Here is a 22,383-nt window from a genome sequence, read left to right as displayed (position 1 = left end):
AAACTCAGCAATACAATAATGAAGTAAGACAGGCTAATCATGATTCTGATTATTTATGCGCATCCTTATCCGCATCACTCGCATGCGAACAAGCGGATGCTTGAGCAGGTAAGGACGCTCGACGGGGTGGAAATCCGTTCTCTCTATCACCTCTATCCCGATTTTAATATCGACGTTGCCGCCGAGCAGGAGGCGTTGTCCCGTGCCGATCTGGTTATTCTGCAACACCCGATGCAGTGGTACAGCACGCCGCCGCTGCTGAAGCTGTGGCTGGATAAAGTGCTGGCGCACGGTTGGGCGTACGGTCACGGCGGCACGGCGCTACACGGCAAAAGCGTGATGTGGGCGGTCACCACCGGGGGGGGCGAGAGTCATTTTGACATCGGTTCACATCCGGGGTTTGACGTCCTGGGTCAGCCGTTGGAAGCCACTGCCGTCTATTGCGGCATGAAATGGCTACCGCCGTTTGCCGTGCACTGCACGTTTATCTGCGACGAAGAGACGCTGCAGGCGCAGGCGCGACACTACAAACAACGGTTACTGGCCTGGCAGGAGGAGCACAACAATGGATAGCCATACGCTAATACAGGCGCTGATTTATCTCGGCTCCGCGGCGCTGATTGTGCCTATCGCCGTGCGCCTGGGGCTGGGCTCGGTGCTCGGTTACCTGATTGCTGGCTGCATTATTGGCCCCTGGGGGCTGCGTCTGGTTACCGATGCGGAGTCTATTCTGCACTTTGCCGAAATTGGCGTGGTGCTGATGCTGTTCGTGATTGGCCTTGAGCTGGACCCGCAGCGCCTGTGGAAACTGCGCGCCTCGGTGTTTGGCGGCGGGCTGTTGCAGATGGTGCTGTGCGGCGCGTTGATCGGCGTCTTTTGTATCTTCCTTGGTCTGCGCTGGCAGGTGGCGGAGCTTATCGGCATGACGCTGGCGTTATCCTCCACAGCGATTGCCATGCAGGCGATGAATGAACGTAACCTGACGGTGACGCAGGTGGGGCGCAGCGCCTTTGCCGTACTGCTGTTCCAGGATATTGCGGCGATCCCGCTGGTGGCGATGATCCCGCTGCTGGCGAGCAGCGGCGGTTCCACCACGCTCGGCGCGTTTGCGTTCTCGGCGCTGAAGGTCGCCGGTGCGCTGGCGCTGGTGGTGGTTCTGGGACGCTATGTTACGCGACCGCTGTTACGCTTCGTGGCGCGCTCCGGCCTGCGTGAAGTGTTCAGCGCCGTGGCCCTGTTCCTGGTCTTTGGCTTCGGTTTACTGCTGGAGGAAGTTGGGCTGTCGATGGCGATGGGGGCGTTCCTTGCCGGGGTGCTGCTGGCAAGCTCGGAGTACCGTCACGCGCTGGAGAGCGATATCGAGCCGTTTAAAGGGTTGCTGCTGGGGCTGTTCTTTATCGGCGTAGGGATGTCCATCGACTTTGGCACGCTGATTCACAACCCGCTGCGTATTATTACGCTGCTGGTGGGCTTCCTGGTCATTAAGTCCGTGCTGCTGTGGCTGATTGCCAAACCGCTCCAGGTGCCGCGCTCGCAGCGCCTGTGGTTTGCGGCGCTGCTGGGGCAGGGCAGTGAATTTGCCTTCGTGGTCTTCGGTGCCGCTCAGATGGCGAACGTGCTGGATGCCGAATGGGCGAAGGCATTGACGCTGGCGGTTGCGCTATCGATGGCGGCCACGCCGGTCCTGCTCGTGTTGCTGACGCGTCTGGAAAAACGCGCCAGCGCAGGCGACGCGCGCGAAGCGGATGAAATCGACGAAGAACAGCCGCGGGTGATCATCGCCGGTTTTGGTCGCTTCGGGCAGATTGCCGGTCGTTTGCTGCTCTCCAGCGGAGTTAAAATGGTGGTTCTCGATCATGATCCAGACCACGTGGATACGCTGCGTAAATTTGATATGAAGGTGTTTTACGGCGATGCGACCCGAGCCGACCTGCTGGAGTCCGCCGGGGCGGAAAAAGCGGAGGTGCTGATTAACGCCATCGACGATCCGCAGGCCAGCCTGGCGCTGACCGAGCTGGCAAAAGAGCACTTCCCGAACCTGACCATCATCGCCCGCGCTCGCGATGTCGAGCACTATATCAAGCTGCGCCAGGCGGGTGTTAGCGCGCCAGAGCGTGAAACCTTCGAGGCGGCGCTGAAGTCTGGCCGTCAGGCGCTGGAGTCGTTAGGATTGGGGGCTTACGAAGCGCGTGAGCGCGCCGACCTGTTCCGCCGGTTTAACGTTCAGTTGATGGAAGAGATGGTGGAAATGGCTGAGAACGACGCGACCTCGCGAGCGGCGGCGTTTAAACGTACCAGCGCTATGCTGACCGAAATCATCAGCGAAGACCGTAATCACCTGTCGGTGATTCAGCGTCACGGCTGGCAGGGTACGGAAGAGGGAAAACACAGCGGTAACCCGGAAGATGAGCCGGAAGTCAAACCGACGCTCTCGTGATGGACTAAGTGTAATGCTGGCTGTCCACTTTCCCTTCGTGGACTTGCCAGCAAATCTGAAAATTTTCTTATTCTTCACCTGGCTGCCAGTCGACGAAAGATTATGCTTTCCGTATAGTGGCGACAATTTTTTTCGCATCTGGGACACACTCAATGATCAGTCTGATTGCTGCGCTAGCGGTCGATCGCGTCATCGGTATGGAAAACGCCATGCCATGGGACCTGCCGGCCGATCTGGCCTGGTTTAAACGCAACACCTTAAACAAACCCGTAGTGATGGGCCGCCTGACCTGGGAATCCATCGGTCGCCCGCTGCCGGGACGTAAGAACATTGTTATCAGCAGCCAGCCGGGCACCGATGACCGCGTGCAGTGGGTGAAATCGGTCGATGAAGCCGTTGCCGCCTGCGGCGACGCGGAAGAAATTATGGTCATCGGCGGTGGTCGAGTTTATGAGCAGTTCCTGCCGAAAGCGCAGAAGCTGTATCTGACGCACATTGACGCCGAAGTGGAAGGCGATACCCATTTCCCGGATTACGATCCGGACCAGTGGGAGTCGGTATTCAGCGAGTTCCATGATGCGGACGAGCAGAATTCCCATAGCTACTGCTTTGAAGTGCTTGAGCGCCGTTAAGGCGGCGCTGAAATAAAAATGCCGGGTTTCGACCCGGCATTTTTTTGCTTATTCCATCAGACGACGTGCTGTCGTGGATGCATGGTGCTACGAAGCCACCGCCTCGCTCTCGCCCGGCGCCAGCCGACGGTTCGACGGCTGCACAAAATACGTTTTATCTTCCCAGCGCAGGCAGGTCAGATCGCCGCCCCAACAGCAGCCGGTATCCAGCGCGTAAATATTTTCCGGCGTGCCTTTGCCTTCCAGCGAAGCCCAGTGCCCAAACGCTACGCTGTACTCCTCGGTCACCGGCCCCGGCAGCATAAACCAGGGTTTTAGCGGTGCGGCCACATTTTCAGGAGACTCCTTGCTGTACATATCCAGCTGGCCGTTGGGGAAGCAATAGCGCATACGGGTGAAGGCGTTGGTGATAAAACGCAGGCGCGCCAGGCCGCTCAGATCCCGCGACCAGTTGTTCGGCATATCACCGTACATCGCGTCAAGGAAGAAGGGATAGGAGTCACTTGAGAGCACGGCTTCCACGTCGCGCGCGCATTGTTTTGCCGTTTCGAGATCCCACTGTGGCGTGATGCCCGCGTGCGCCATCACCAGCTTTTTCTCCTCATCCACCTGCATCAGCGGTTGACGACGTAACCAGTTCAGCAACTCGTCCGCATCTGCGGCTTCCAGCAGCGGGTTCAGCCGGTCTTTCGGCTTGTTGCGGCTAATACCCGCAAACACCGCCAGCAGGTGCAGGTCATGGTTACCCAATACGATTTTGACGTTATCGCCCAGCGATTTCACGTAGCGCAGAACGTCCAGCGAGCCGGGACCGCGCGCAACCAGATCGCCCGTCAACCATAGGGTATCTTCGCCCGGCGTAAATTCCACCTGCTGCAATAGGGCGATTAATTCATCGTAGCAACCGTGAACGTCGCCAATAAGGTATGTAGACATGATTAGTGAATCAGCGTGGGAACAAAGAGACGGAAAACGGGAATATCGATAGAGAACGGCACGCCGTCGACATCGACCATATCATAGTGGCCCTGCATGGTGCCGAGCGGGGTCTCCAGCACGGCGCCGCTGGTGTACTGATACTCTTCGCCAGGTTCGATGTGCGGCTGAACGCCAACCACTCCCTCGCCCTGGACTTCGGTTTCGCGGCCGTTGCCGTTGGTGATGAGCCAGTAACGGCCCAGAAGCTGAACCGCGCTTCGCCCGAGATTGCGAATGGTTACCGTGTAGGCGAAGACGTAACGCTCTTCTTCCGGCTGGGAGTGCGTCTCAATGTAGACGCTCTGTACCTGGACGCAAACTCGTGGCGAATCGATCATGGTTTAGCTCTCCTTGGAGGGCGCATTTTCTGCCAGATAGTTAGCCATCTTGCAGTACTGCGCAACAGAGATATTTTCTGCTCGCATCGCCGGGTCGATGCCCAGCTCCGTCAACACCTCAACGCTGAACAGGTTGCCAAGGCTGTTGCGGACCGTCTTACGACGCTGGTTGAACGCCTCGGTCGTAATACGGCTCAGGACGCGAACGTCTTTTACCGGGTACGGCATGGTGCTGTGCGGCACGAGACGTACGACGGCGGAGTCGACTTTAGGTGGCGGCGTGAAAGCGCTCGGCGGCACTTCAAGAACCGGGATCACGTTACAGTAATACTGCGCCATGACGCTCAGACGGCCATAGGCTTTACTGTTCGGCCCGGCAACCAGACGGTTAACCACCTCTTTTTGCAGCATGAAATGCATGTCTGCAATGGCATTAGTATAGCTAAACAGGTGGAACATCAGCGGCGTAGAGATGTTATACGGCAGGTTGCCGAACACGCGCAGCGGCTGTCCCAGCGTCTGGGAGAGCTCGCCAAAGTTCATGGTCATGGCATCCTGCTGATAAATGGTCAGCTTCGGCCCCAGGAACGGGTGCGTTTTCAGACGCGCGGCCAGATCGCGGTCAAGCTCGATCACGGTCAGTTCGTCAAGGCGTTCGCCAACCGGTTCGGTCAGTGCGGCGAGGCCCGGGCCGATTTCAACCATGGCCTGGCCCTTTTGCGGATTGATGGCCGCAACAATGCTGTCGATCACGAACTGATCGTTGAGAAAGTTTTGCCCGAAGCGTTTACGGGCTAAGTGGCCCTGATGGACTCGATTATTCATTAGAGTTAACAATCATTTTGATGGCGAGATTAAGCGCCGTAATAAAACTGCCGACGTCCGCTTTCCCAAGGCCTGCCAGTTCAAGGGCGGTGCCGTGGTCAACGGAGGTGCGAATAAAGGGTAAACCGAGCGTAATGTTTACGCCACGGCCAAAGCCCTGGTATTTTAGCACGGGAAGGCCCTGATCGTGGTACATTGCCAGCACGGCATCGGCATGGTCAAGATACTTCGGCTGAAAAAGGGTGTCGGCAGGCAGCGGCCCGCTCAGATTCATCCCTTTCGCCCGCATCTCTTCGAGTACCGGAATAATGGTGTCGATCTCTTCCGTACCCATGTGGCCACCTTCGCCCGCATGGGGGTTCAGGCCGCAGACCAGTACGTGCGGTTCGGCAAGACCAAACTTATTACGCAAATCGTCGTGCAGGATGGTTATCACCTCCCGCAGCAGATCCGGGGTGATGGCGTCGCTGACCGCTTTCAGCGGCAGGTGCGTGGTCGCCAGCGCGACGCGCAGTTCTTCGGTGGCCAACATCATCACCACTTTCGCCGCGCCCGAACGTTCTTCAAAGAACTCGGTATGCCCGGTAAACGGGATGCCTGCGTCGTTAATAATGCCTTTGTGCACAGGCCCGGTGACCAGCGCGGCAAATTCGCCGTTCAGACAGCCGTCACAGGCACGTGCCAGCGTCTCGACGACGTAGCGACCATTCTCCACGTTTAATTCACCCGGCGTCACCGGCGCATGCAGCGCAACGGGCAGCAGCGTTAGCGTACCGGCGCGTTGCGGTTTTGCAGGCTGTTCGGGAGCGTAAGGGAGAAGCGTGATGGGAAGACCAAGAAGTTTCGCCCGCTCGGTGAGCAGGCTGGCATCAGCGCAGACGACCAGCTCAAGCGGCCAGTCGCGCTGGGCCAGTTGGATCGCGAGATCCGGACCAATCCCGGCGGGTTCGCCGGGAGTGATAACGACACGATGTTGAGTCATTAGTTGCTCAGAATTTTAACGTAAGCGCTGGCGCGCTGTTCCTGCATCCAGGTGGCCGCTTCTTCAGAGAACTTACGGTTCATCAGCATACGATAGGCACGATCTTTCTGCGCCGCATCGGTGCGGTCAACGTTGCGGGTATCCAGCAGCTGAATCAGGTGCCAGCCGAAGGAAGAGTGAATCGGGGCGCTAATCTGGCCCTTGTTCAGCTTCATCAGCGCATCGCGGAACGACGGATCGTAGATGTCCGGGGTGGCCCAACCTAAATCGCCGCCCTGGTTAGCCGAGCCTGGATCCTGAGACAGCTCACGAGCCGCTTTCTCAAAGGTGGTTTTACCGCTGCGAATATCCGCGGCAACCTGTTCCAGTTTCGCACGCGCCTGGTCGTCGGTCATCACCGGAGATGGCTTAAGCAGAATGTGGCGAGCGTGGGTTTCGGTCACAGAGATGCTCTGAGACTGGCCGCGCATGTCGTTGATTTTCAGAATGTGGAAGCCAACGCCGGAACGGATTGGACCGACGATATCGCCTTTCTTCGCGGTGCTCAGCGCCTGAGCGAAGATGGCCGGCAGCTCCTGAATACGACCCCAGCCCATCTGGCCGCCTTTCAGCGCCTGTTGGTCTGCGGAGTAGGTGATGGCGAGCTTGCCGAAGTCGGCGCCGTTACGCGCCTGCTCGACGATAGATTCTGCCTGGCTCTGCGCTTCGTTTACCTGATCTGACGTTGGGTTTTCCGGCAGCGGCACCAGGATGTGGCTGAGGTTCAGCTCGGTGCTGGCGTCATTCTGGTTACCAATCTGGTTTGCCAGCGCGTCCACTTCCTGTGGCAGAACGGTAATGCGACGACGCACTTCGTTGTTGCGCACTTCAGAAATCAGCATCTCTTTGCGGATCTGGTTGCGATAGGTGTTGTAGTTCATACCGTCGTAAGCCAGACGGCTACGCATCTGATCCATCGTCATATTGTTCTGCTTGGCGATGTTGGCAATAGCCGCGTCGAGCTGCTCATCGGAAACTTTGACGCCCATTTTCTGCCCCATCTGCAGGATAATCTGATCCATAATCAGACGCTCCAGAATCTGGTGGCGCAGGGTCGTATCATCCGGTAGCTGCTGGCCAGCCTGGCCGGCGTTCATCTTCACGGACTGCATCAGGCCATTGACGTCGCTCTCGAGGACAACGCCATTATTTACGACGGCTGCTACTTTATCGACAACCTGTGGGGCAGCGAAGCTGGTATTCGCAACTAAGGCGATACCGAGAAGCAGCGTTTTCCAGTTCTTCATACTTTTTCCATTTCAATTAACCGCAGTGCGGATGATGTGTCTAACCAGTTACTTTACAGCGAGCTCTGGTACGGCAGGATGTTGGAACGCAGCATCTGCTGGGTACCCAGACCGTAGTTAGAGCTCAGACCACGCAGCTCAATGCTGAAGCCGATGGAGTTGTCATATTTCGAACGTCCGGTGGTATTGTCGCTGTTGTAGTCCCAACCGTTGAGCTTACGCTCATAGCCGACGCGAATCGCGTAGCAGCAAGAGTTGTACTGCACGCCCAGCATCTGGTCTGCAGAGCTGTGCGTGTTGGTGTCAAAGTAGTAGGCACCGACGACGGACCAGCGATCGACGATTGGCCAGCTGGCCGTTGCCCCCACCTGCGAAATACCGTTACGGTACTGCTCGGCGGTGGAGTAGGTCGGCAGCGTGGCCTGGATGTATTCCGGGCTGGCGTAGCGATAGGTCAACTGAACCAAACGCTCTTCGTCCTGACGGTATTCAATTGCCGAGCTGCTGTTGGCAATGTTGTTCAGACGCGTATCGTACTGAATGCCGCCGCGCAGACCCCATTTGTCGCTGATGCGCCAGTAGGTATCGCCTGCCCATACCAGTGAACCCGTTTTGTTGTCTTTCTCCCAGTTAATGTTGTCATCACCGGTACGAGACTCGGTGAAATAGTAGATTTGACCAACAGAAACGTTAAAACGTTCAACGGCGGCGTCATCATAAACGCGTGATGTGACGCCGGTCGTGATCTGGTTTGCGGAAGCGATACGGTCGAGGCCGCTGTAAGTCCGATCGCGGAACAGACCGGAGTAGTCGGACTGCAGCAGCGTGGAGTCGTAGTTGTTGATTTTGCTCTGATCGCGGTACGGCACGTACAGATACTGTACGCGCGGCTCCAGCGTTTGGGTATAGCCAGGGTTCAGCGCCATATCGCGCTCGAAAATTAGTTTACCGTCGACTTTGAGCTGCGGCATGGTGCGGCTGACGGAGCTGGACAGCTTGTTTACATTGCTGGCGTCGCTGTTGTAGCTGTCGAGGTTATCCTGGTTATAGTGCGTTGCCAGCAGCTTCGCTTCGGTATTCAGGCTACCCCAGCGGTTGCCCAGCGGCAGGCTGATGGTTGGCTCGAGGTGCACACGTGTCGCCTCAGGCAAACTGCTGTTACTGTTGGTGAACTTGACCGCCTGCGCGTAAAGATGGGTATCAAATGGCCCCAGATCGTTTTTATAAACGTTTACGTCCAGCTGCGGTTCAGCAGAGTAGGAGTTGCTGTTGCTGCGGTCAAAGACCTGGAACTTTTTACTCGATACGGTGGCGTCGAAGTTTTGATCCGCATAGCCTACGCTCAGCTTCTGCGTGGCGTAGCCATCGGTACTGGAACCGTATTTCGAGTCAAAATCGTTGAAGTAGTCCGGATCGCTGACTTTGGTGTAATCGGCGTTGAAGCGCCACACCTGATCCATCACGCCGGCATGACGCCAGAAGAACAGCCAGCGGCGGCTATTATCGTCGTTCGGGTGATCGTTGGAGTAGACGCTATCCGAAGGCAGGTAGTCGAGCTCGAAGAGGCCTTCACCCGCCTGGCTCAGATAGCGGAATTCATTTTCCCACATGACGCCGCCGCGCTTATCCATGTAGTGCGGGGTGATCGTCGCATCCATGTTTGGCGCGATGTTCCAGTAGTACGGCAGCATGAACTCGAAGCCGTTGGAACTGCCGTACTTGGCGTTGGGGATCAGGAAGCCTGAGCGGCGCTTGTCACCGACCGGCAGCTGCAGGTACGGGCTATAGAACACCGGAACCGGACCAATTTTGAAGCGGGCGTTCCAGATCTCGGCGACCTGCTCCTCGCGGTCGTGGATCACTTCACTACCCACCACGCTCCAGGTGTTAGAACCCGGCAGACAGGAGGTAAAGGTGCCGTTTTCCAGAATCGTGTAGCGGTTTTCACCACGCTGTTTCATGACGTCGGCGGTGCCGCGGCCCTGACGGCCAACCATCTGGTAGTCGCCTTTCCAGACGTTAGTATCTTTGGTATTCAGGTTTGACCAGGCTTTTGGACCTTTCAGAATCACCTGATTATCGTCATAGTGGACGTTGCCGAGCGCATCCACGGTGCGCACCGGCGCGGTCAGACCATCAGCCTGTTTTTGATGCAGCTGAACTTCGTCAGCCTGCAGACGGCTGTTACCCTGGTTAATATCTACGTTGCCTTTAAATGAGGCGTTATCCGGGTAATTACCGTCGGCGTGGTCGGCCGTAATAGTTACCGGCTGCTCGTTTGTCGGGCCGCTCACCAGTGGGCGATCGTAGCTCGGTACGCCAAGCATACATTGAGAGGCGAGATCGGCCGCCATTCCCTGCTGGCTGTACAAGGCGCTGGCGATCATGGTCGCGAGGAGAGTGGGAATACGTTTTTTCATACGTTGTATTTGTTGTTCCGTCATCTATAGCATTGCGGCATGCAAACGGTCAGAGACTAACGTACTCATCGTTCTCACGCTAGTTTTATCCTGCCCGTTCTCGCCAGAGGTGTTATGCACGGCATTGAATGACAGGTATGATAATGCATATTTTAGCCGCTGGCATGACGATTTGGGGAGTATATGCAGTATTGGGGAAAAGTGATTGGTGTGGCGGTTGCCCTGATGATGGGTGGCGGGTTCTGGGGCGTTGTCCTCGGGCTGCTCGTGGGCCACATGTTTGATAAGGCGCGCAGCCGTCGCGTGAACTGGTTTGCTAACCAACAGCAGCGTCAGTCGCTGTTTTTTGCCACCACGTTTGAAGTGATGGGCCACCTGACCAAATCGAAAGGGCGTGTAACGGAAGCGGATATCCATATTGCCAGTTTGTTTATGGACCGCATGAATCTGCACGGTGAGTCGCGTACGGCGGCGCAGCAGGCGTTTCGTGTCGGCAAGTCGGACAATTACCCGCTGCGCGAAAAAATGCGTCAATTCCGTAGCGTGTGCTTCGGGCGTTTCGATTTAATTCGGATGTTTCTTGAGATCCAGATCCAGGCGGCGTTTGCCGACGGTTCGCTGCACCCGAACGAGCGCGACGTGCTGTACATCATTGCCGAAGAGCTAGGCATCTCCCGCGACCAGTTTGACCAGTTCCTGCGCATGATGCAGGGCGGCGCGCAGTTTGGCGGCGGCTATCATCAGCAGTCTCAGGGCGGCCAGGGGGGCGGCTGGCAGCAGGCGCAACGCGGGCCGACGCTGGAAGATGCCTGCAACGTGCTGGGCGTGAAGCCGGGCGACGATGCGACCACCATCAAGCGCGCCTATCGTAAGCTGATGAGCGAACATCACCCGGATAAGCTGGTGGCGAAAGGGCTGCCGCCGGAGATGATGGAGATGGCCAAGCAGAAGGCGCAGGAAATTCAGAAAGCGTACGAGCTGATTAAAGAGCAAAAAGGGTTTAAGTAAGGTGCGTTGAATCGCCGGATGGCGGCTGACGCCTTATCCGGCCTACGATGAAGCATGTAGGCCGGGCAAGCGTAAGCGCCCCCGGCAAAAATTGGCACGTAACTTAAAAATCGACCGGCGCCTTAAACGTCATGCTATTACCAAACTGCGGGTGGGTGATGGTCAACGTTTCGGCGTGCAGCTGCAAACGCGGCGCCATCGCCAGCGCCTCGTCGTGGGCGTAGAAGCGGTCGCCGAGAATCGGGTGACCCAGCGCCAGCATGTGCACGCGCAGCTGGTGCGAGCGTCCGGTAATCGGTTTGAGCTTCACCCGCGCGGTGTTATCCGCCGCATACTCCAGCACTTCATATTCCGTTTGTGCCGCCTTGCCGGTTTCATAACACACCTTCTGCTTGGGCCGGTTTGGCCAGTCGCAAATCAGCGGTAAATCCACCAGACCTTCCTGCGGTTGCGGATGCCCCCACACGCGCGCCACGTATTGTTTTTTCGGCTCGCGCTCGCGGAACTGGCGTTTCAGCTCCCGTTCCGCGGCTTTGGTCAGGGCCACTACGATCACACCGCTGGTCGCCATATCGAGGCGGTGTACGGACTCCGCCTGCGGATAGTCGCGCTGCACGCGGGTCATGATGCTGTCTTTATGCTCCTCAAGACGGCCCGGCACGGACAACAAGCCGCTCGGCTTGTTGACCACCATAATGTGCTCATCCTGATAGAGAATAACCAGCCACGGGTCCTGCGGCGGATGGTAGTTTTCCATTCCCATAACGACTCCGGTTACTGGTGAGTGACAACGATCAGACGCAGCGCGTCCAGACGCCATCCCGCCTGCGACAGGCTTTCCAGCACCTGCTGACGGTTGCTTTCAATCGCCGAAAGTTCATCGTCGCGGATGTTCGGGTTTACCGCCTTCAGCGCTTCCAGACGTGACAGCTCGGCGCTGAGCTTTTCGTCCGCCTCTTCACGCGCGGCGGCAATCAGCGCCTGCGCGGCTTTCTCAATCTGCGCTTCGCCTTTTTGCAGAATGGTGTGTACATCCTGTTGCACCGCATTCACCAGCTTGCTGCCGGTATGACGGTTGACCGCGCTGAGCTGACGGTTGAAGGTTTCAAACTCGACCTGTGCGGCGAGGTTGGTACCGTTTTTATCGAGCAGCATACGCACCGGTGTCGGCGGCAGGAAGCGGTTGAGCTGTAGCTGCTTCGGCGCCTGGGCTTCCACCACGTAGATCAGCTCCAGCAGCAGCGTCCCGACAGGCAACGCCTTGTTTTTGAGCAGTGAAAGGGTGCTGCTACCCGTGTCGCCGGAGAGGATCAGATCCAGACCGTTGTGAATCAGCGGGTGTTCCCAGGTCAGGAACTGTGCATCTTCACGCGACAGCGCGATATCGCGCTCGAAGGTGACCGTACAACCGTCTTCCGGCAGCCCCGGGAAGTCCGGAACCAGCATGTGATCGGACGGTGTCAGCACGATCAGGTTTTCACCGCGATCGTCCTGGTTAATGCCGACAATATCGAACAGGTTCATCGCGAAGGCGATAAGGTTAGTATCGTCGTCCTGTTCTTCTATGCTTTCCGCCAGCTTCTGCGCTTTCTCGCCGCCGTTGGAGTGAATCTCCAGCAGACGGTCGCGGCCCTGTTCGAGCTGCGCTTTCAGCGCATCGTGCTGCTCACGACTAGCTTTAATCAGCTCGTCGAAGCCGTCGGTGGTTTCCGGGGCGGCAAGGTAGGTGATGAGTTGGTCGTGCACGCTGTCATAGATGGTACGACCGGTCGGGCAGGTGTGCTCGAACGCATCCAGACCTTCGTGGTACCAACGCACCAGCACGGACTGCGCGGTTTTCTCAAGATACGGCACGTGGATCTGAATGTCGTGCGCCTGGCCGATACGGTCCAGACGGCCAATACGTTGTTCCAGCAGGTCCGGGTTGAACGGCAGGTCGAACATCACCAGGTTGCTGGCGAACTGGAAGTTACGGCCTTCAGAACCGATTTCCGAGCACAGCAGTACCTGTGCGCCGCTGTCTTCTTCGCTAAACCAGGCGGCGGCGCGGTCGCGTTCAATAATCGACATACCTTCGTGGAACACGGCGGCGCGGATACCTTCGCGCTCACGCAGCACCTGCTCAAGCTGCAGCGCGGTGGCCGCTTTGGCGCAGATAACCAGGACCTTCTGGGAACGGTGGCTGGTCAGGTAGCCCATCAGCCATTCAACGCGCGGGTCGAAGTTCCACCAGGTGCCGGTATCGCCTTCAAATTCCTGATAAATCTGTTCAGGATAGAGCATGTCACGTGCACGCTCTTCGGCGCTTTTGCGGGCGCCCATAATGCCGGAAACTTTAATGGCCGTCTGGTACTGCGCCGGCAGCGGCAGTTTGATGGTGTGCAGCTCGCGTTTCGGGAATCCCTTCACGCCGTTACGGGTGTTACGGAACAGCACGCGGCTGGTGCCGTGGCGGTCCATCAGCATGCTGATAAGTTCCTGACGAGCCGCTTCTGCACCGTCGCGATCGCTGTTGGCGGTTTGCAGCAGGGCTTCGATATCCTGCTCGCCAATCAGCTCGCCCAGCATGTTCAGCTCGTCGTTGCTGAGCTTGTTGCCTGCCAGCAGCAGGGCGACAGCATCGGCTACCGGGCGGTAGTTTTTCTGTTCTTCAACGAACTGCTCGAAATCGTGGAAGCGGTTCGGGTCCAGCAGGCGCAGGCGGGCGAAGTGGCTTTCCATCCCCAGCTGTTCCGGCGTTGCGGTCAGCAGCAGGACGCCCGGTACACGCTCGGCCAGCTCTTCAATCGCCAGATATTCGCGGCTTGGCGCATCTTCGCTCCAGACCAGGTGGTGCGCTTCGTCGACGACCATCAGATCCCATTCGGCGTCGCAAAGATGCTCCAGGCGCTGCTTGTTGCGGCGCACGAAGTCCAGCGAGCAGATCACCAACTGCTCGGTTTCAAACGGATTGTAGGCATCGTGCTGGGCTTCGGCATAGCGTTCGTCATCGAACAGCGCAAAGCGCAGGTTGAAGCGGCGCAGCATTTCGACCAGCCACTGGTGCTGCAGGGTTTCCGGAACGATGATCAGCACACGCTGTGCGGCGCCGGAGAGCAACTGCTGGTGCAGGATCATCCCGGCTTCAATGGTTTTCCCTAAACCGACTTCGTCTGCCAGCAGTACGCGCGGCGCGTGGCGACGGCCCACGTCATGGGCGATGTTGAGCTGGTGCGGGATCAGGCTGGTGCGCTGGCCGCACAGGCCGCTCCACGGCATGCGGTACTGCTCGCTCTGGTATTTACGCGCGCGGTAGCGCAGTGCAAATCGGTCCATACGGTCGATCTGCCCGGCGAAGAGACGGTCCTGAGGCTTGCTGAACACCAGTTTGCTGTCGAGCAGCACTTCGCGCATCATCACGTTGGCTTCTTCGGTATCCAGACGGGTGCCGATATATGCCAGCAGGCCATTTTCTTCTTTAACTTCATCAACGAGCAACTGCCAGCCTTCATGGCTGGTGATCGTGTCGCCGGGATTGAACATTACGCGGGTCACGGGGGAGTCACTACGGGCGTACAGACGGTTCTCTCCGGTTGCAGGAAAGAGTAGGGTGACGGTGCGTGCATCCATTGCAACAACAGTACCAAGTCCCAGTTCGCTTTCTGTATCGCTGATCCAGCGTTGACCAAGTGTAAAAGGCATATATGTTCGGCTCTATCTTTAATAAATTGCAGGCAATATTCAGCCACCACCTGAGAGGAGGCGGCGAGTGAATTTGGTCCAGGAATGGAAAGGGCGCTATGGTACTGGATGGCGGGACGTTAGTCACCTGTCAAAACAACCCCAGTTGCCCCGTCACTATTGTAGCAAAATCGTCGTCAACAAAGGGGAGAATTCCTTCGGCGACGGGGGCTAATTGCCTGGTGAGATAGTGATCGTAGTCGAGCGGCGACTGCTGATACGCCAGCGGCTCCGGGCCGTTGGTGGTCCAGACGTAGCGGATGCTGCCGCGCTGCTGGTACTGCTGAGGACGCCCTAACCGCACGTTCTGTTCATCGGCCAGGCGCGCGGCGCGGACGTGCGGCGGCACGTTGCGCTGATAGTCTGCCAGCGGGCGACGCAGCTGCTTGCGGTAGACTAACTGTTCGTCCAGCTCGCCGTTCATCAGCTTATCAATGGTTTCGAGGATAAAATCCCTGTACGGTTCGTTGCGGAAGATGCGCAGATACAGCGCCTGCTGGAACTGCTGCGCCAGCGGCGTCCAGTCGGTACGCACGGTCTCCAGCCCTTTGTACAGCATCCGCTGCTCGTCACCGTCCTGAATCATCCCCGCATAGCGTTTTTTACTGCCCGTATCGGCACCACGAATGGTTGGCATCAGGAAACGGCAGAAGTGGGTTTCAAACTCCAGTTCCAGCGCGCTGGTTAGCCCGCTTTTTTGCAGCTCATCTGTCCACCACTGGTTCACAAAATTCACCAGCGAGCGGCCAATTTTCGCCGCTTCTTCCTCGCCGTGGGCGCGTTTGAGCCAGACGAAGGTGGAGTCGGTATCGCCGTAAATCACGTCATAGCCTTGAGACTCAATCAGCGCCCGGGTCTGGCGCATGATCGCGTGGCCGCGCATGGTGATCGATGACGCCAGCCGCGGATCGAAAAAGCGGCAGGCGCTGGTGCCCAGCACGCCATAGAAGGCGTTCATGATGATCTTTAGCGCCTGTGATAGCGGCTTGTTTTTATGCTGCTTGGCTTCATCGCGGGCGTGCCAGATCTGGCTGACGATCCCCGGCAGGCAGTGCTTATCGCGCGAAAACCAGGCGTCGAGGAAGCCTTCGGTGCTGTGTGCGGCGTCCGGATGCGCCATGCCTTCAATCAGCCCAACCGGGTCTATCAGGAACGAGCGGATGATCGACGGGTACAGGCTTTTGTAATCGAGAACCAGTACGGAATCATACAGGCCGGGTCGGGAGTCCATGACGTAGCCGCCGGGGCTGGCCTGCGGCGGCACCTCACCCAGGTTTGGCGCGACGTAGCCGAGGCGATGCATGCGCGGAAAATAGAGGTGGCTGAAGGCCGCCACCGAACCGCCGTGCCGGTCGACCGCCAGCCCGTTGACCGTGGCGCGTTCGAGCAGGAACGGCATGATCTCGGTCTTGTGGAAGATCTGTGTAACCAGCTCGCAGTCTTTGAGGTTATAGGTCGCCAGCGCGGGCTTATCTTCGGCGAAACGGCGGTCAATTTCGTCCATCCGATCCCACGGGTTATCTATCGCCTTGCCTTCACCCAGCAGCTCGCGGGCGACGTTTTCCAGCGAAAACGAAGTAAAGTTCCAGAAGGCGGATTTCAGCGCCTCAATGCCGTCGATAATCAGCCGTCCTGTGGCTTGTGCGAAGAACACGCCGTTCTTAAAGCCGTGCTCGCGCCACTCCAGCTCGCTGCCGCCGCGGCCAAGCAGCAGCGGCACCTTATAGCGCTCGGCGCTTTTTTGCAGCACGCGGAGGTCGAACTGCACCACGTTCCAGCCAATCAGTACGTCCGGATCGTGTCGCGCAAACCAGGCGTTGAGCTTTTCCAGCAGCAGCGGGCGGCTGGCGACGTATTCAAGGTGAAAATCAATTGCTGGCGGCTGTTCCGGCGGGCTGCCGAGCATATAGACGGTGCGTTGCCCGCAGCCCTCCAGCCCGATGCAGTACAGTTCGCCGTGGCGGCTGGTTTCGATATCCAGCGAGACCCACTTTAGCGGTGGACGATAATCCGGGTTGGGCTTCATGCGGGCGTTCACCAGCGCGTTGCCGCGCGGCGTCCCCTCGACCCACACCGGTGCGGTAATAAAGCGCTCCATCAGGTAACGTTCCGGCGGGCGGATATCGGCTTCGTAGACGGTGATGCCGTTCTCGCGCAGCACTTTTTCCAGCCGCATCAGCTGACGATGGGCGCGGAAGTACAGGCCGAAAACCGGCTGGCGGTGGAAATCTCTGAGGGCGAGCGGCGCCAGACGCACCCCGTTTTCGCCGTGCAGCAGGCGTTCGACCTGCGCACGCTGAGATTCAGGGATAAATGCGACGGACTCCTGCGGCGGCAGGGTGACCCGTAGCGGGCCGCTGTCAGTCGCTAGCCAGAACGTTAGCTCTGTGCCTTGCGGGGTATCCCGCCAGTGACGGGTTAACAGGAAACCTTGTTGTGGCTGCGTCACGCGTGCTCTCATCGATAAAAAAACCAGGCTTGATTATAGCCTGGTTTACCGCGGCCTACTGATTTTTTATACAGCGGTTTACTCATTGAAACGATGAATACATTTAGGCTTAAAGGGAAGGCCGACATCAAGGCTGAAAAAGCGCGCGGTTAGCGCCGCAATGTTTTCCAGTCTACGCAACGCAGAAAAGGTGCTGGCGATTTCAATGGCATCACAGGTGTGCCGCCGGGAGGGATGTTTTTCTCCGCAAGCGTCTTAGGAAATGCAGATCCTCCATCGTTCGTTCCCAGGGAAATATCATAATCTTGCGAACCGATTGTCTTCTGCTATTTGATCGCCTGGTGCGAAAGTCGTGACGATCGGCGGGGGTCATAATATGGCGGGGTACGGTGATGGACCCGGCGCTGTTTGCTAAAAATGTTATTTTATTATGCTGAAGGAAGGGAAGACACAAGAAAGGCCATATCCTGGCAAAAGACTTCATACTCTTTAAATATTACATGACGGGAGCCATACCCGTATCCTAAAAAATAGCGGTAGCGCTGTCCGCGGTGGTCGATAATGGTTAAGAAACACTTTTTATTTATTGGATAAATGTTGGGGGTAAGTTTTATCTTTTTTATTTGATCTAAACGCCAGGTTTTATTATCAATAGTTATATCATGCGGCGTCAGAACGATCTTCTCCGGTATTGTTGTCTTTACCCAAAGGGAATACAGATAGGTTGCTGCGACAATCATGACGTTTAGACTCAGAGAGACGATGATTAACCACAGTGCTGTGCTTATAGCGAATGCCAGACCGGCCACGAAGAAAATAATAATCACAGGGATAATGAATGATGACGCATGATAAATATCAAGTATGTTATTTTTAATCAAAATACGTGTGATAAGTTTCTTATCGATGAAATATACTCGTTGCATCACTGCCCCTGCCAAAACATCCTGTTGTATTAAGATATTAACATTAAAAGGGGAAGTGAATAATCCAAAATTAAATTTCACCCTGAAAAGCGCCGTATCCGGCACTTTTCTCGGCGTGGAGATAACATTACTGCCCGTAATACGCTTTCGCGCCGTGCTTACGCAGGTAGTGTTTATCCAGCAGCGTCTGCTGCATCTCCGGTAACTGCGGCGCCAGCTGGCGGCAGAAGATGCCCATATAGGCAATCTCTTCCAGTACGATGGCGTTATGTACCGCATCTTCGGCGTTTTTGCCCCACGCGAACGGGCCGTGGGAGTGGACCAGCACGCCGGGCATCTGCGCCGGGTCGATACCGTTCTGACGGAAGGTTTCGACGATTACCGCGCCGGTTTCCCATTCGTAGTCGCCGTTGATTTCCTCATCGGTCATCAGGCGCGTGCAGGGCACCGGGCCGTAAAAATAGTCGGCGTGGGTGGTGCCGGTGGCGGGAATGGGCTGCCCGGCCTGCGCCCAGATGGTCGCGTGGCGCGAATGAGTGTGCACGATACCGCCGAGGGTCGGAAACGCCTGATACAGCAGGCGATGAGTCGGTGTATCGGAAGAAGGCTTTTTATTCCCTTCCACCACTTCTCCGGTTTCCAGGCTGACCACCACCATATCTTCGGCGGTCATCACGCTGTAATCGACGCCGGACGGCTTAATTACCAGCACGCCGCGCTCGCGGTCGACGGCGCTGACGTTGCCCCAGGTCAGGGTGACCAGATTGTGTTTGGGCAGGGCCAGGTTGGCTTCGAGTACCTGACGTTTAAGATCTTCTAGCATGTTAACTCCTGAATGCCGGACGGCGCTTCGCTTATCCGGCCTACGATGCTGGATTTCCCCTCACCCCTTAGGGGGAGGGGAAAGCGGCTTAACGTTTGGACCCGTAATACACTTCGTTCCAGCGCAGCGCGTCTTTAAAGGCCGGCATGCGAGTGTCGTTGTCGATCACCGCAATTTCGATGTCATGCAGTTCAGCAAACTGGCGCATATCGTCCAGCGTCAGCGCATGGCTGAACACGGTGTGGTGCGCACCGCCCGCAACGATCCACGCTTCAGACGCGGTTTCGAGGCTCGGATGCGCTTTCCACAGCGCGTTCGCCACCGGCAGTTTCGGCAGGTCGTGCGGGGTTTTCACGGTTTCGATGGTGTTAACCAGCAGGCGATAGCGATCGCCAAGATCGATCATGCTGGCAACGATCGCCGGGCCGGTCTGGGTGTTGAAAATCAGACGGGCCGGATCGGCCTTACCGCCGATGCCGAGGTGTTGTACGTCGAGCAGAGGTTTCTCTTCTACCGCGATAGACGGGCACACTTCCAGCATGTGTGAGCCGAGCACCAGGTCGTTACCACCGTTGAAGTGGTAGGTGTAGTCTTCCATAAAGGAGGTGCCGCCCTGTAGACCGGTCGACATCACTTTCATAATGCGAAGCAGGGCGGCGGTTTTCCAGTCGCCTTCGCCCGCAAAGCCGTAGCCTTGCTGCATCAGGCGCTGCACGGCGAGGCCCGGAAGCTGTTTCAGGCCGTGCAAATCTTCAAAGGTGGTGGTGAAGGCGTGGAAGCCGCCTTCCTCGAGGAAGCGCTTCATACCCAGTTCGATACGCGCCGCGTCCAGCACGTTCTGGCGCTTGTCGCCGTGAATCTGGGTGGCTGGAGTAAAGCGGTAGCTGCTTTCGTATTCGTCAATCAGCGCGCTGATTTCACCGTCGGTAACCGCGTTGACGACCTGCACCAGGTCGCCTACCGCCCACGTGTTCACGGAGAAGCCGAACTTGATCTGCGCTGCGACTTTATCGCCGTCGGTGACGGCCACTTCACGCATGTTGTCGCCAAAGCGGCAAACTTTTAGCTGACGGGTATCAATCTTAGAGACCGCCTGACGCATCCAGGCGCCAATGCGCTCCTGCGCATGTTTGTCCTGCCAGTGGCCGGTGACCACGCTGTGCTGCTGACGCATGCGCGCGCCGATGAAACCGAACTCGCGGCCACCGTGCGCGGTCTGGTTCAGGTTCATAAAGTCCATATCGATGCTGTCCCACGGCAGCGCCGCGTTGAACTGGGTATGGAACTGCAGCAGCGGTTTATTGAGGATGGCGAGGCCGTTGATCCACATCTTCGCCGGAGAGAAGGTGTGCAGCCAGACGACCAGACCGGCACATTTCTGGTCGTAGTTCGCGTCGCGGCAGATGGCGGTGATTTCATCCGGGCGGGTACCCAGCGGCTTCAGCACCAGCTTGCACGGCAGTTTCCCTTCGGCGTTTAAGGCATTAACCACGTGCTCCGCGTTTTGCGTCACCTGACGCAGCGTTTCCGGCCCATACAGGTGCTGGCTACCAATGACAAACCACACTTCATAATTATCAAAAACGGTCATGTTCGTATCCTTTAATGAGTCAGGGCTGCGCGGGTAGCGGCGGTTTTTTCCGACGAAGCAGCAGGGAGATAATGGTGTTCGGCGCTTTCGGCCCATTGCTGGTAGCGCTGATAGAGTTCTTCAAAGCGTGCAGCCTGCGCCGGGCGCGGCTGTAAGGTGTGTTCCACTCGGCTGGCCATTTTGCCCTGCGCAGTCGGGATATCGGCATAAACGCCGGCGGCCACCGCGGCGAAGATAGCGGCGCCCAGCGCGCAGCACTGATCGGAGGCGACAATTTGCAGCGGACGGTTCAGTACGTCGCAGCAGGCCTGCATGATGACGCGGTTTTTACGCGCGATGCCGCCCAGCGCCATGACGTTGTTAACCGCAATTCCCTGCCCGGTGAAGCACTCCATGATGGCGCGTGCGCCGAAGGCGGTGGCGGCAATCAGACCGCCAAACAGCGCCGGGGCGTCGGTGGCGAGGTTTAAATCAGTAATGACCCCTTTCAGGCGCTGATTCGCGTTCGGGGTGCGGCGGCCGTTAAACCAGTCGAGCACCACCGGGAGATGGTCGAGCGAAGGGTTAGCGGCCCAGGCTTCCGTCAACGCGGGAAGCAGCTGTTTCTGGCTGGCTTTGAGTTGTTCTTTCAATTCCGGGTGCTGTGCGGCAAGCTGCTCCAGCGGCCAGCCAAGCACGCGGCCAAACCAGGCATAGATGTCGCCGAATGCGGATTGACCCGCTTCCATACCGATGAAGTCCGGCACTACGCTACCGTCCACCTGACCGCAGATGCCCTTAACGGTACGACTGCCAACGGTCTGTTTATCAGCAATCAGGATGTCACAGGTTGAGGTGCCGATAACTTTCACCAGCGCATTAGGCTGTGCGCCTGCGCCAACCGCGCCCATATGGCAGTCGAATGCGCCGCCGGAAATGGCGACTTGGGTAGAAAGCCCCAGGCGCTCCGCCCATTCGGCGGTAAGCGTGCCGACCGGCACGTCGGCGGTCCAGGTTTCGTTAAACAGCGGGCAGGGCAGATGCTGGTTGATAATGGGATCCAGTTCGTCGAAGAACGACGCCGGCGGCAGGCCGCCCCAGCTTTCGTGCCACAGGGATTTATGCCCGGCGCTACAGCGACCGCGGCGGATATCCTGCGGGCGGGTGGTACCGGAAAGCAGCGCCGGAACCCAGTCGCACAGTTCAATCCACGACGCTGCGGCTTGCGCTACGGCACGGTCTTCGCGGGTCACGTGGAGAATCTTGGCCCAGAACCATTCGCTGGAGTAAATACCGCCAATATAGCGAGAGTAATCTTCTTTGCCCGGCTGGTGGCACAGGCGGGTGATGGCCTCTGCTTCTTCTACTGCGGTGTGATCTTTCCACAGCACGAACATGGCGTTCGGGTTGTCGGCGAACTCCTCTTTCAGCGCCAGCACGTTGCCGTCGGCGTCAATCGGCGCCGGGGTGGAACCGGTGCTGTCGACGCCGATGCCGACGACATCCGCGCGCTGTGCGCTGGAAAGTTCGGCCAGCACGCCCTTCAGGGCAGCTTCCATGGATTCAATATAGTCGCGTGGGTGGTGGCGAAAACGGTTGTTCGGCGCGTCGCAGAAACGCCCTTCCTGCCAGCGCGGATACCACTCAACGCTGGTCGCGATTTCTTCCCCCGTCGCGCAATCTACTGCCAGGGCGCGGACCGAGTCACTGCCAAAATCGAGGCCAATTGCGATTGCCATCGTGTTACTCCATCTCAAAGAATACGTGATAGTGAAACAGTAGATATCCCCGCAAAAAAACGTCAGGCTGGAACCGCTAATCTTATGGATGATCTTGCTGTATCCTCTCAAAGTGTGACGCCGTGCAAATAATCAATGTGGACTTTTCTGTCGTCTTTATAGACACTTCAGTTGTGGTTGTTAGCCGGTTTATCTTCCGGGTTTATTCTCTAAGTGCCTTGAAATAACAGGGTTGACAGCAGCACCGGTT

The 22,383-nt window shown here is 57.5% G+C and carries 17 protein-coding genes; 4 read left to right on the top strand and 13 right to left on the bottom strand.

Annotation, left to right across the window (positions count from 1 at the left end):
* Window positions 1-39: 39 nt before the first annotated feature.
* The 3 genes from kefF to folA all read left to right on the top strand — a co-directional run bounded on the left by kefF (window position 40) and on the right by folA (window position 3,069).
* Window positions 40-573: a glutathione-regulated potassium-efflux system oxidoreductase KefF gene (gene kefF, locus ABTW00_RS19660; RefSeq protein ID WP_064547348.1), complete on the top strand. Its 534-nt coding sequence runs from the start codon at window positions 40-42 to the stop codon at window positions 571-573.
* A complete protein-coding gene (gene kefC / locus ABTW00_RS19655) occupies window positions 566-2,437 on the top strand; it encodes a glutathione-regulated potassium-efflux system protein KefC (protein WP_065356488.1) in 1,872 nt (623 codons plus the stop codon). The genes kefF and kefC overlap by 8 nt, the downstream gene beginning before the upstream one ends.
* Before the next feature lie 152 nt (window positions 2,438-2,589).
* Entirely contained in the window at window positions 2,590-3,069 is a 480-nt protein-coding gene (gene folA, locus ABTW00_RS19650) for a type 3 dihydrofolate reductase (protein ID WP_064547352.1), read from the top strand.
* Window positions 3,070-3,156: 87 nt separating this feature from the next.
* On the opposite strand, the gene apaH is transcribed toward folA, so the two are convergent.
* Genes apaH through lptD form a run of 6 tightly spaced genes read right to left on the bottom strand, consistent with a single transcriptional unit; the run spans window position 3,157 to window position 9,898 of the window.
* Entirely contained in the window at window positions 3,157-4,005 is an 849-nt protein-coding gene (gene apaH, locus ABTW00_RS19645; protein WP_433637034.1) for a bis(5'-nucleosyl)-tetraphosphatase (symmetrical) ApaH, read from the bottom strand.
* 2 nt (window positions 4,006-4,007) lie between these two features.
* Window positions 4,008-4,385: a Co2+/Mg2+ efflux protein ApaG gene (apaG, locus tag ABTW00_RS19640; protein WP_163448237.1), complete on the bottom strand. Its 378-nt coding sequence runs from the start codon at window positions 4,383-4,385 to the stop codon at window positions 4,008-4,010.
* Between the two features lie 3 nt (window positions 4,386-4,388).
* Complete coding sequence (rsmA, locus tag ABTW00_RS19635; protein WP_064547358.1) at window positions 4,389-5,210, bottom strand: 16S rRNA (adenine(1518)-N(6)/adenine(1519)-N(6))-dimethyltransferase RsmA; 822 nt, start codon at window positions 5,208-5,210, stop codon at window positions 4,389-4,391.
* Entirely contained in the window at window positions 5,203-6,192 is a 990-nt protein-coding gene (gene pdxA / locus ABTW00_RS19630) for a 4-hydroxythreonine-4-phosphate dehydrogenase PdxA (RefSeq protein ID WP_064547360.1), read from the bottom strand. The genes rsmA and pdxA overlap by 8 nt, the downstream gene beginning before the upstream one ends.
* Window positions 6,192-7,478 carry a peptidylprolyl isomerase SurA gene (gene surA, locus ABTW00_RS19625; protein ID WP_064547362.1) on the bottom strand — a complete coding sequence of 429 codons (1,287 nt, stop codon included), beginning with the start codon at window positions 7,476-7,478 and terminating at the stop codon, window positions 6,192-6,194. Before surA ends, pdxA begins: the two co-directional genes overlap by 1 nt.
* Window positions 7,479-7,531: 53 nt before the next feature.
* The gene (gene lptD / locus ABTW00_RS19620; protein WP_064547364.1) at window positions 7,532-9,898 is read right to left on the bottom strand and encodes an LPS assembly protein LptD; all 2,367 of its coding nucleotides are present in this window, start codon (window positions 9,896-9,898) and stop codon (window positions 7,532-7,534) included.
* A 183-nt stretch (window positions 9,899-10,081) separates the two neighbouring features.
* On the opposite strand from lptD, the gene djlA reads away from it, so the two are divergent.
* The gene (djlA, locus tag ABTW00_RS19615; protein ID WP_065356492.1) at window positions 10,082-10,906 is read left to right on the top strand and encodes a co-chaperone DjlA; all 825 of its coding nucleotides are present in this window, start codon (window positions 10,082-10,084) and stop codon (window positions 10,904-10,906) included.
* 103 nt (window positions 10,907-11,009) lie between these two features.
* Here the strand turns inward: djlA and rluA are convergent, their stop codons facing one another.
* From rluA to araB, 7 genes are all read right to left on the bottom strand, one after another.
* The gene (gene rluA / locus ABTW00_RS19610) at window positions 11,010-11,669 is read right to left on the bottom strand and encodes a bifunctional tRNA pseudouridine(32) synthase/23S rRNA pseudouridine(746) synthase RluA (protein WP_064547368.1); all 660 of its coding nucleotides are present in this window, start codon (window positions 11,667-11,669) and stop codon (window positions 11,010-11,012) included.
* 11 nt (window positions 11,670-11,680) lie between these two features.
* Complete coding sequence (rapA, locus tag ABTW00_RS19605) at window positions 11,681-14,587, bottom strand: RNA polymerase-associated protein RapA (RefSeq protein WP_433637029.1); 2,907 nt, start codon at window positions 14,585-14,587, stop codon at window positions 11,681-11,683.
* A 130-nt stretch (window positions 14,588-14,717) separates the two neighbouring features.
* On the bottom strand, window positions 14,718-17,075 hold the full coding sequence (gene polB, locus ABTW00_RS19600) for a DNA polymerase II (protein WP_065356494.1): 2,358 nt from the start codon (window positions 17,073-17,075) through the stop codon (window positions 14,718-14,720).
* A 428-nt stretch (window positions 17,076-17,503) separates the two neighbouring features.
* Window positions 17,504-18,001, bottom strand: coding sequence for a hypothetical protein (locus ABTW00_RS19595; RefSeq protein WP_433637027.1), 498 nt, complete (start codon window positions 17,999-18,001; stop codon window positions 17,504-17,506).
* A 127-nt stretch (window positions 18,002-18,128) separates the two neighbouring features.
* Window positions 18,129-18,824 (bottom strand): L-ribulose-5-phosphate 4-epimerase, encoded by a 696-nt coding sequence (araD, locus tag ABTW00_RS19590; protein WP_064547376.1) that lies wholly within the window; start codon window positions 18,822-18,824, stop codon window positions 18,129-18,131.
* A gap of 88 nt (window positions 18,825-18,912) precedes the next feature.
* Window positions 18,913-20,415 carry an L-arabinose isomerase gene (gene araA, locus ABTW00_RS19585; protein WP_064547378.1) on the bottom strand — a complete coding sequence of 501 codons (1,503 nt, stop codon included), beginning with the start codon at window positions 20,413-20,415 and terminating at the stop codon, window positions 18,913-18,915.
* Between the two features lie 11 nt (window positions 20,416-20,426).
* On the bottom strand, window positions 20,427-22,133 hold the full coding sequence (araB, locus tag ABTW00_RS19580) for a ribulokinase (protein WP_433637024.1): 1,707 nt from the start codon (window positions 22,131-22,133) through the stop codon (window positions 20,427-20,429).
* Between the last annotated feature and the right edge of the window lie 250 nt (window positions 22,134-22,383).

This window comes from Kluyvera georgiana, assembly GCF_050990895.1.
GTDB lineage: Bacteria > Pseudomonadota > Gammaproteobacteria > Enterobacterales > Enterobacteriaceae > Kluyvera > Kluyvera georgiana.
The sequence above is the reverse complement of the archived record's forward strand: the minus strand, read 5'-3'. Positions and strand labels throughout refer to the sequence as shown.

What these genes read in the sequence shown, in the direction of transcription:
- apaH (WP_433637034.1), bottom strand. Translation starts at nt 4,005, where the DNA reads ATGTCTACATACCTTATTGGCGACGTTCACGGTTGCTACGATGAATTA.
- rsmA (WP_064547358.1), bottom strand. Translation starts at nt 5,210, where the DNA reads ATGAATAATCGAGTCCATCAGGGCCACTTAGCCCGTAAACGCTTCGGG.
- araD (WP_064547376.1), bottom strand. Translation starts at nt 18,824, where the DNA reads ATGCTAGAAGATCTTAAACGTCAGGTACTCGAAGCCAACCTGGCCCTG.
- kefF (WP_064547348.1), top strand. Translation starts at nt 40, where the DNA reads ATGATTCTGATTATTTATGCGCATCCTTATCCGCATCACTCGCATGCG.
- araA (WP_064547378.1), bottom strand. Translation starts at nt 20,415, where the DNA reads ATGACCGTTTTTGATAATTATGAAGTGTGGTTTGTCATTGGTAGCCAG.
- pdxA (WP_064547360.1), bottom strand. Translation starts at nt 6,192, where the DNA reads ATGACTCAACATCGTGTCGTTATCACTCCCGGCGAACCCGCCGGGATT.
- rluA (WP_064547368.1), bottom strand. Translation starts at nt 11,669, where the DNA reads ATGGGAATGGAAAACTACCATCCGCCGCAGGACCCGTGGCTGGTTATT.
- surA (WP_064547362.1), bottom strand. Translation starts at nt 7,478, where the DNA reads ATGAAGAACTGGAAAACGCTGCTTCTCGGTATCGCCTTAGTTGCGAAT.
- araB (WP_433637024.1), bottom strand. Translation starts at nt 22,133, where the DNA reads ATGGCAATCGCAATTGGCCTCGATTTTGGCAGTGACTCGGTCCGCGCC.
- ABTW00_RS19595 (WP_433637027.1), bottom strand. Translation starts at nt 18,001, where the DNA reads ATGCAACGAGTATATTTCATCGATAAGAAACTTATCACACGTATTTTG.
- rapA (WP_433637029.1), bottom strand. Translation starts at nt 14,587, where the DNA reads ATGCCTTTTACACTTGGTCAACGCTGGATCAGCGATACAGAAAGCGAA.
- apaG (WP_163448237.1), bottom strand. Translation starts at nt 4,385, where the DNA reads ATGATCGATTCGCCACGAGTTTGCGTCCAGGTACAGAGCGTCTACATT.
- folA (WP_064547352.1), top strand. Translation starts at nt 2,590, where the DNA reads ATGATCAGTCTGATTGCTGCGCTAGCGGTCGATCGCGTCATCGGTATG.
- djlA (WP_065356492.1), top strand. Translation starts at nt 10,082, where the DNA reads ATGCAGTATTGGGGAAAAGTGATTGGTGTGGCGGTTGCCCTGATGATG.
- kefC (WP_065356488.1), top strand. Translation starts at nt 566, where the DNA reads ATGGATAGCCATACGCTAATACAGGCGCTGATTTATCTCGGCTCCGCG.
- lptD (WP_064547364.1), bottom strand. Translation starts at nt 9,898, where the DNA reads ATGAAAAAACGTATTCCCACTCTCCTCGCGACCATGATCGCCAGCGCC.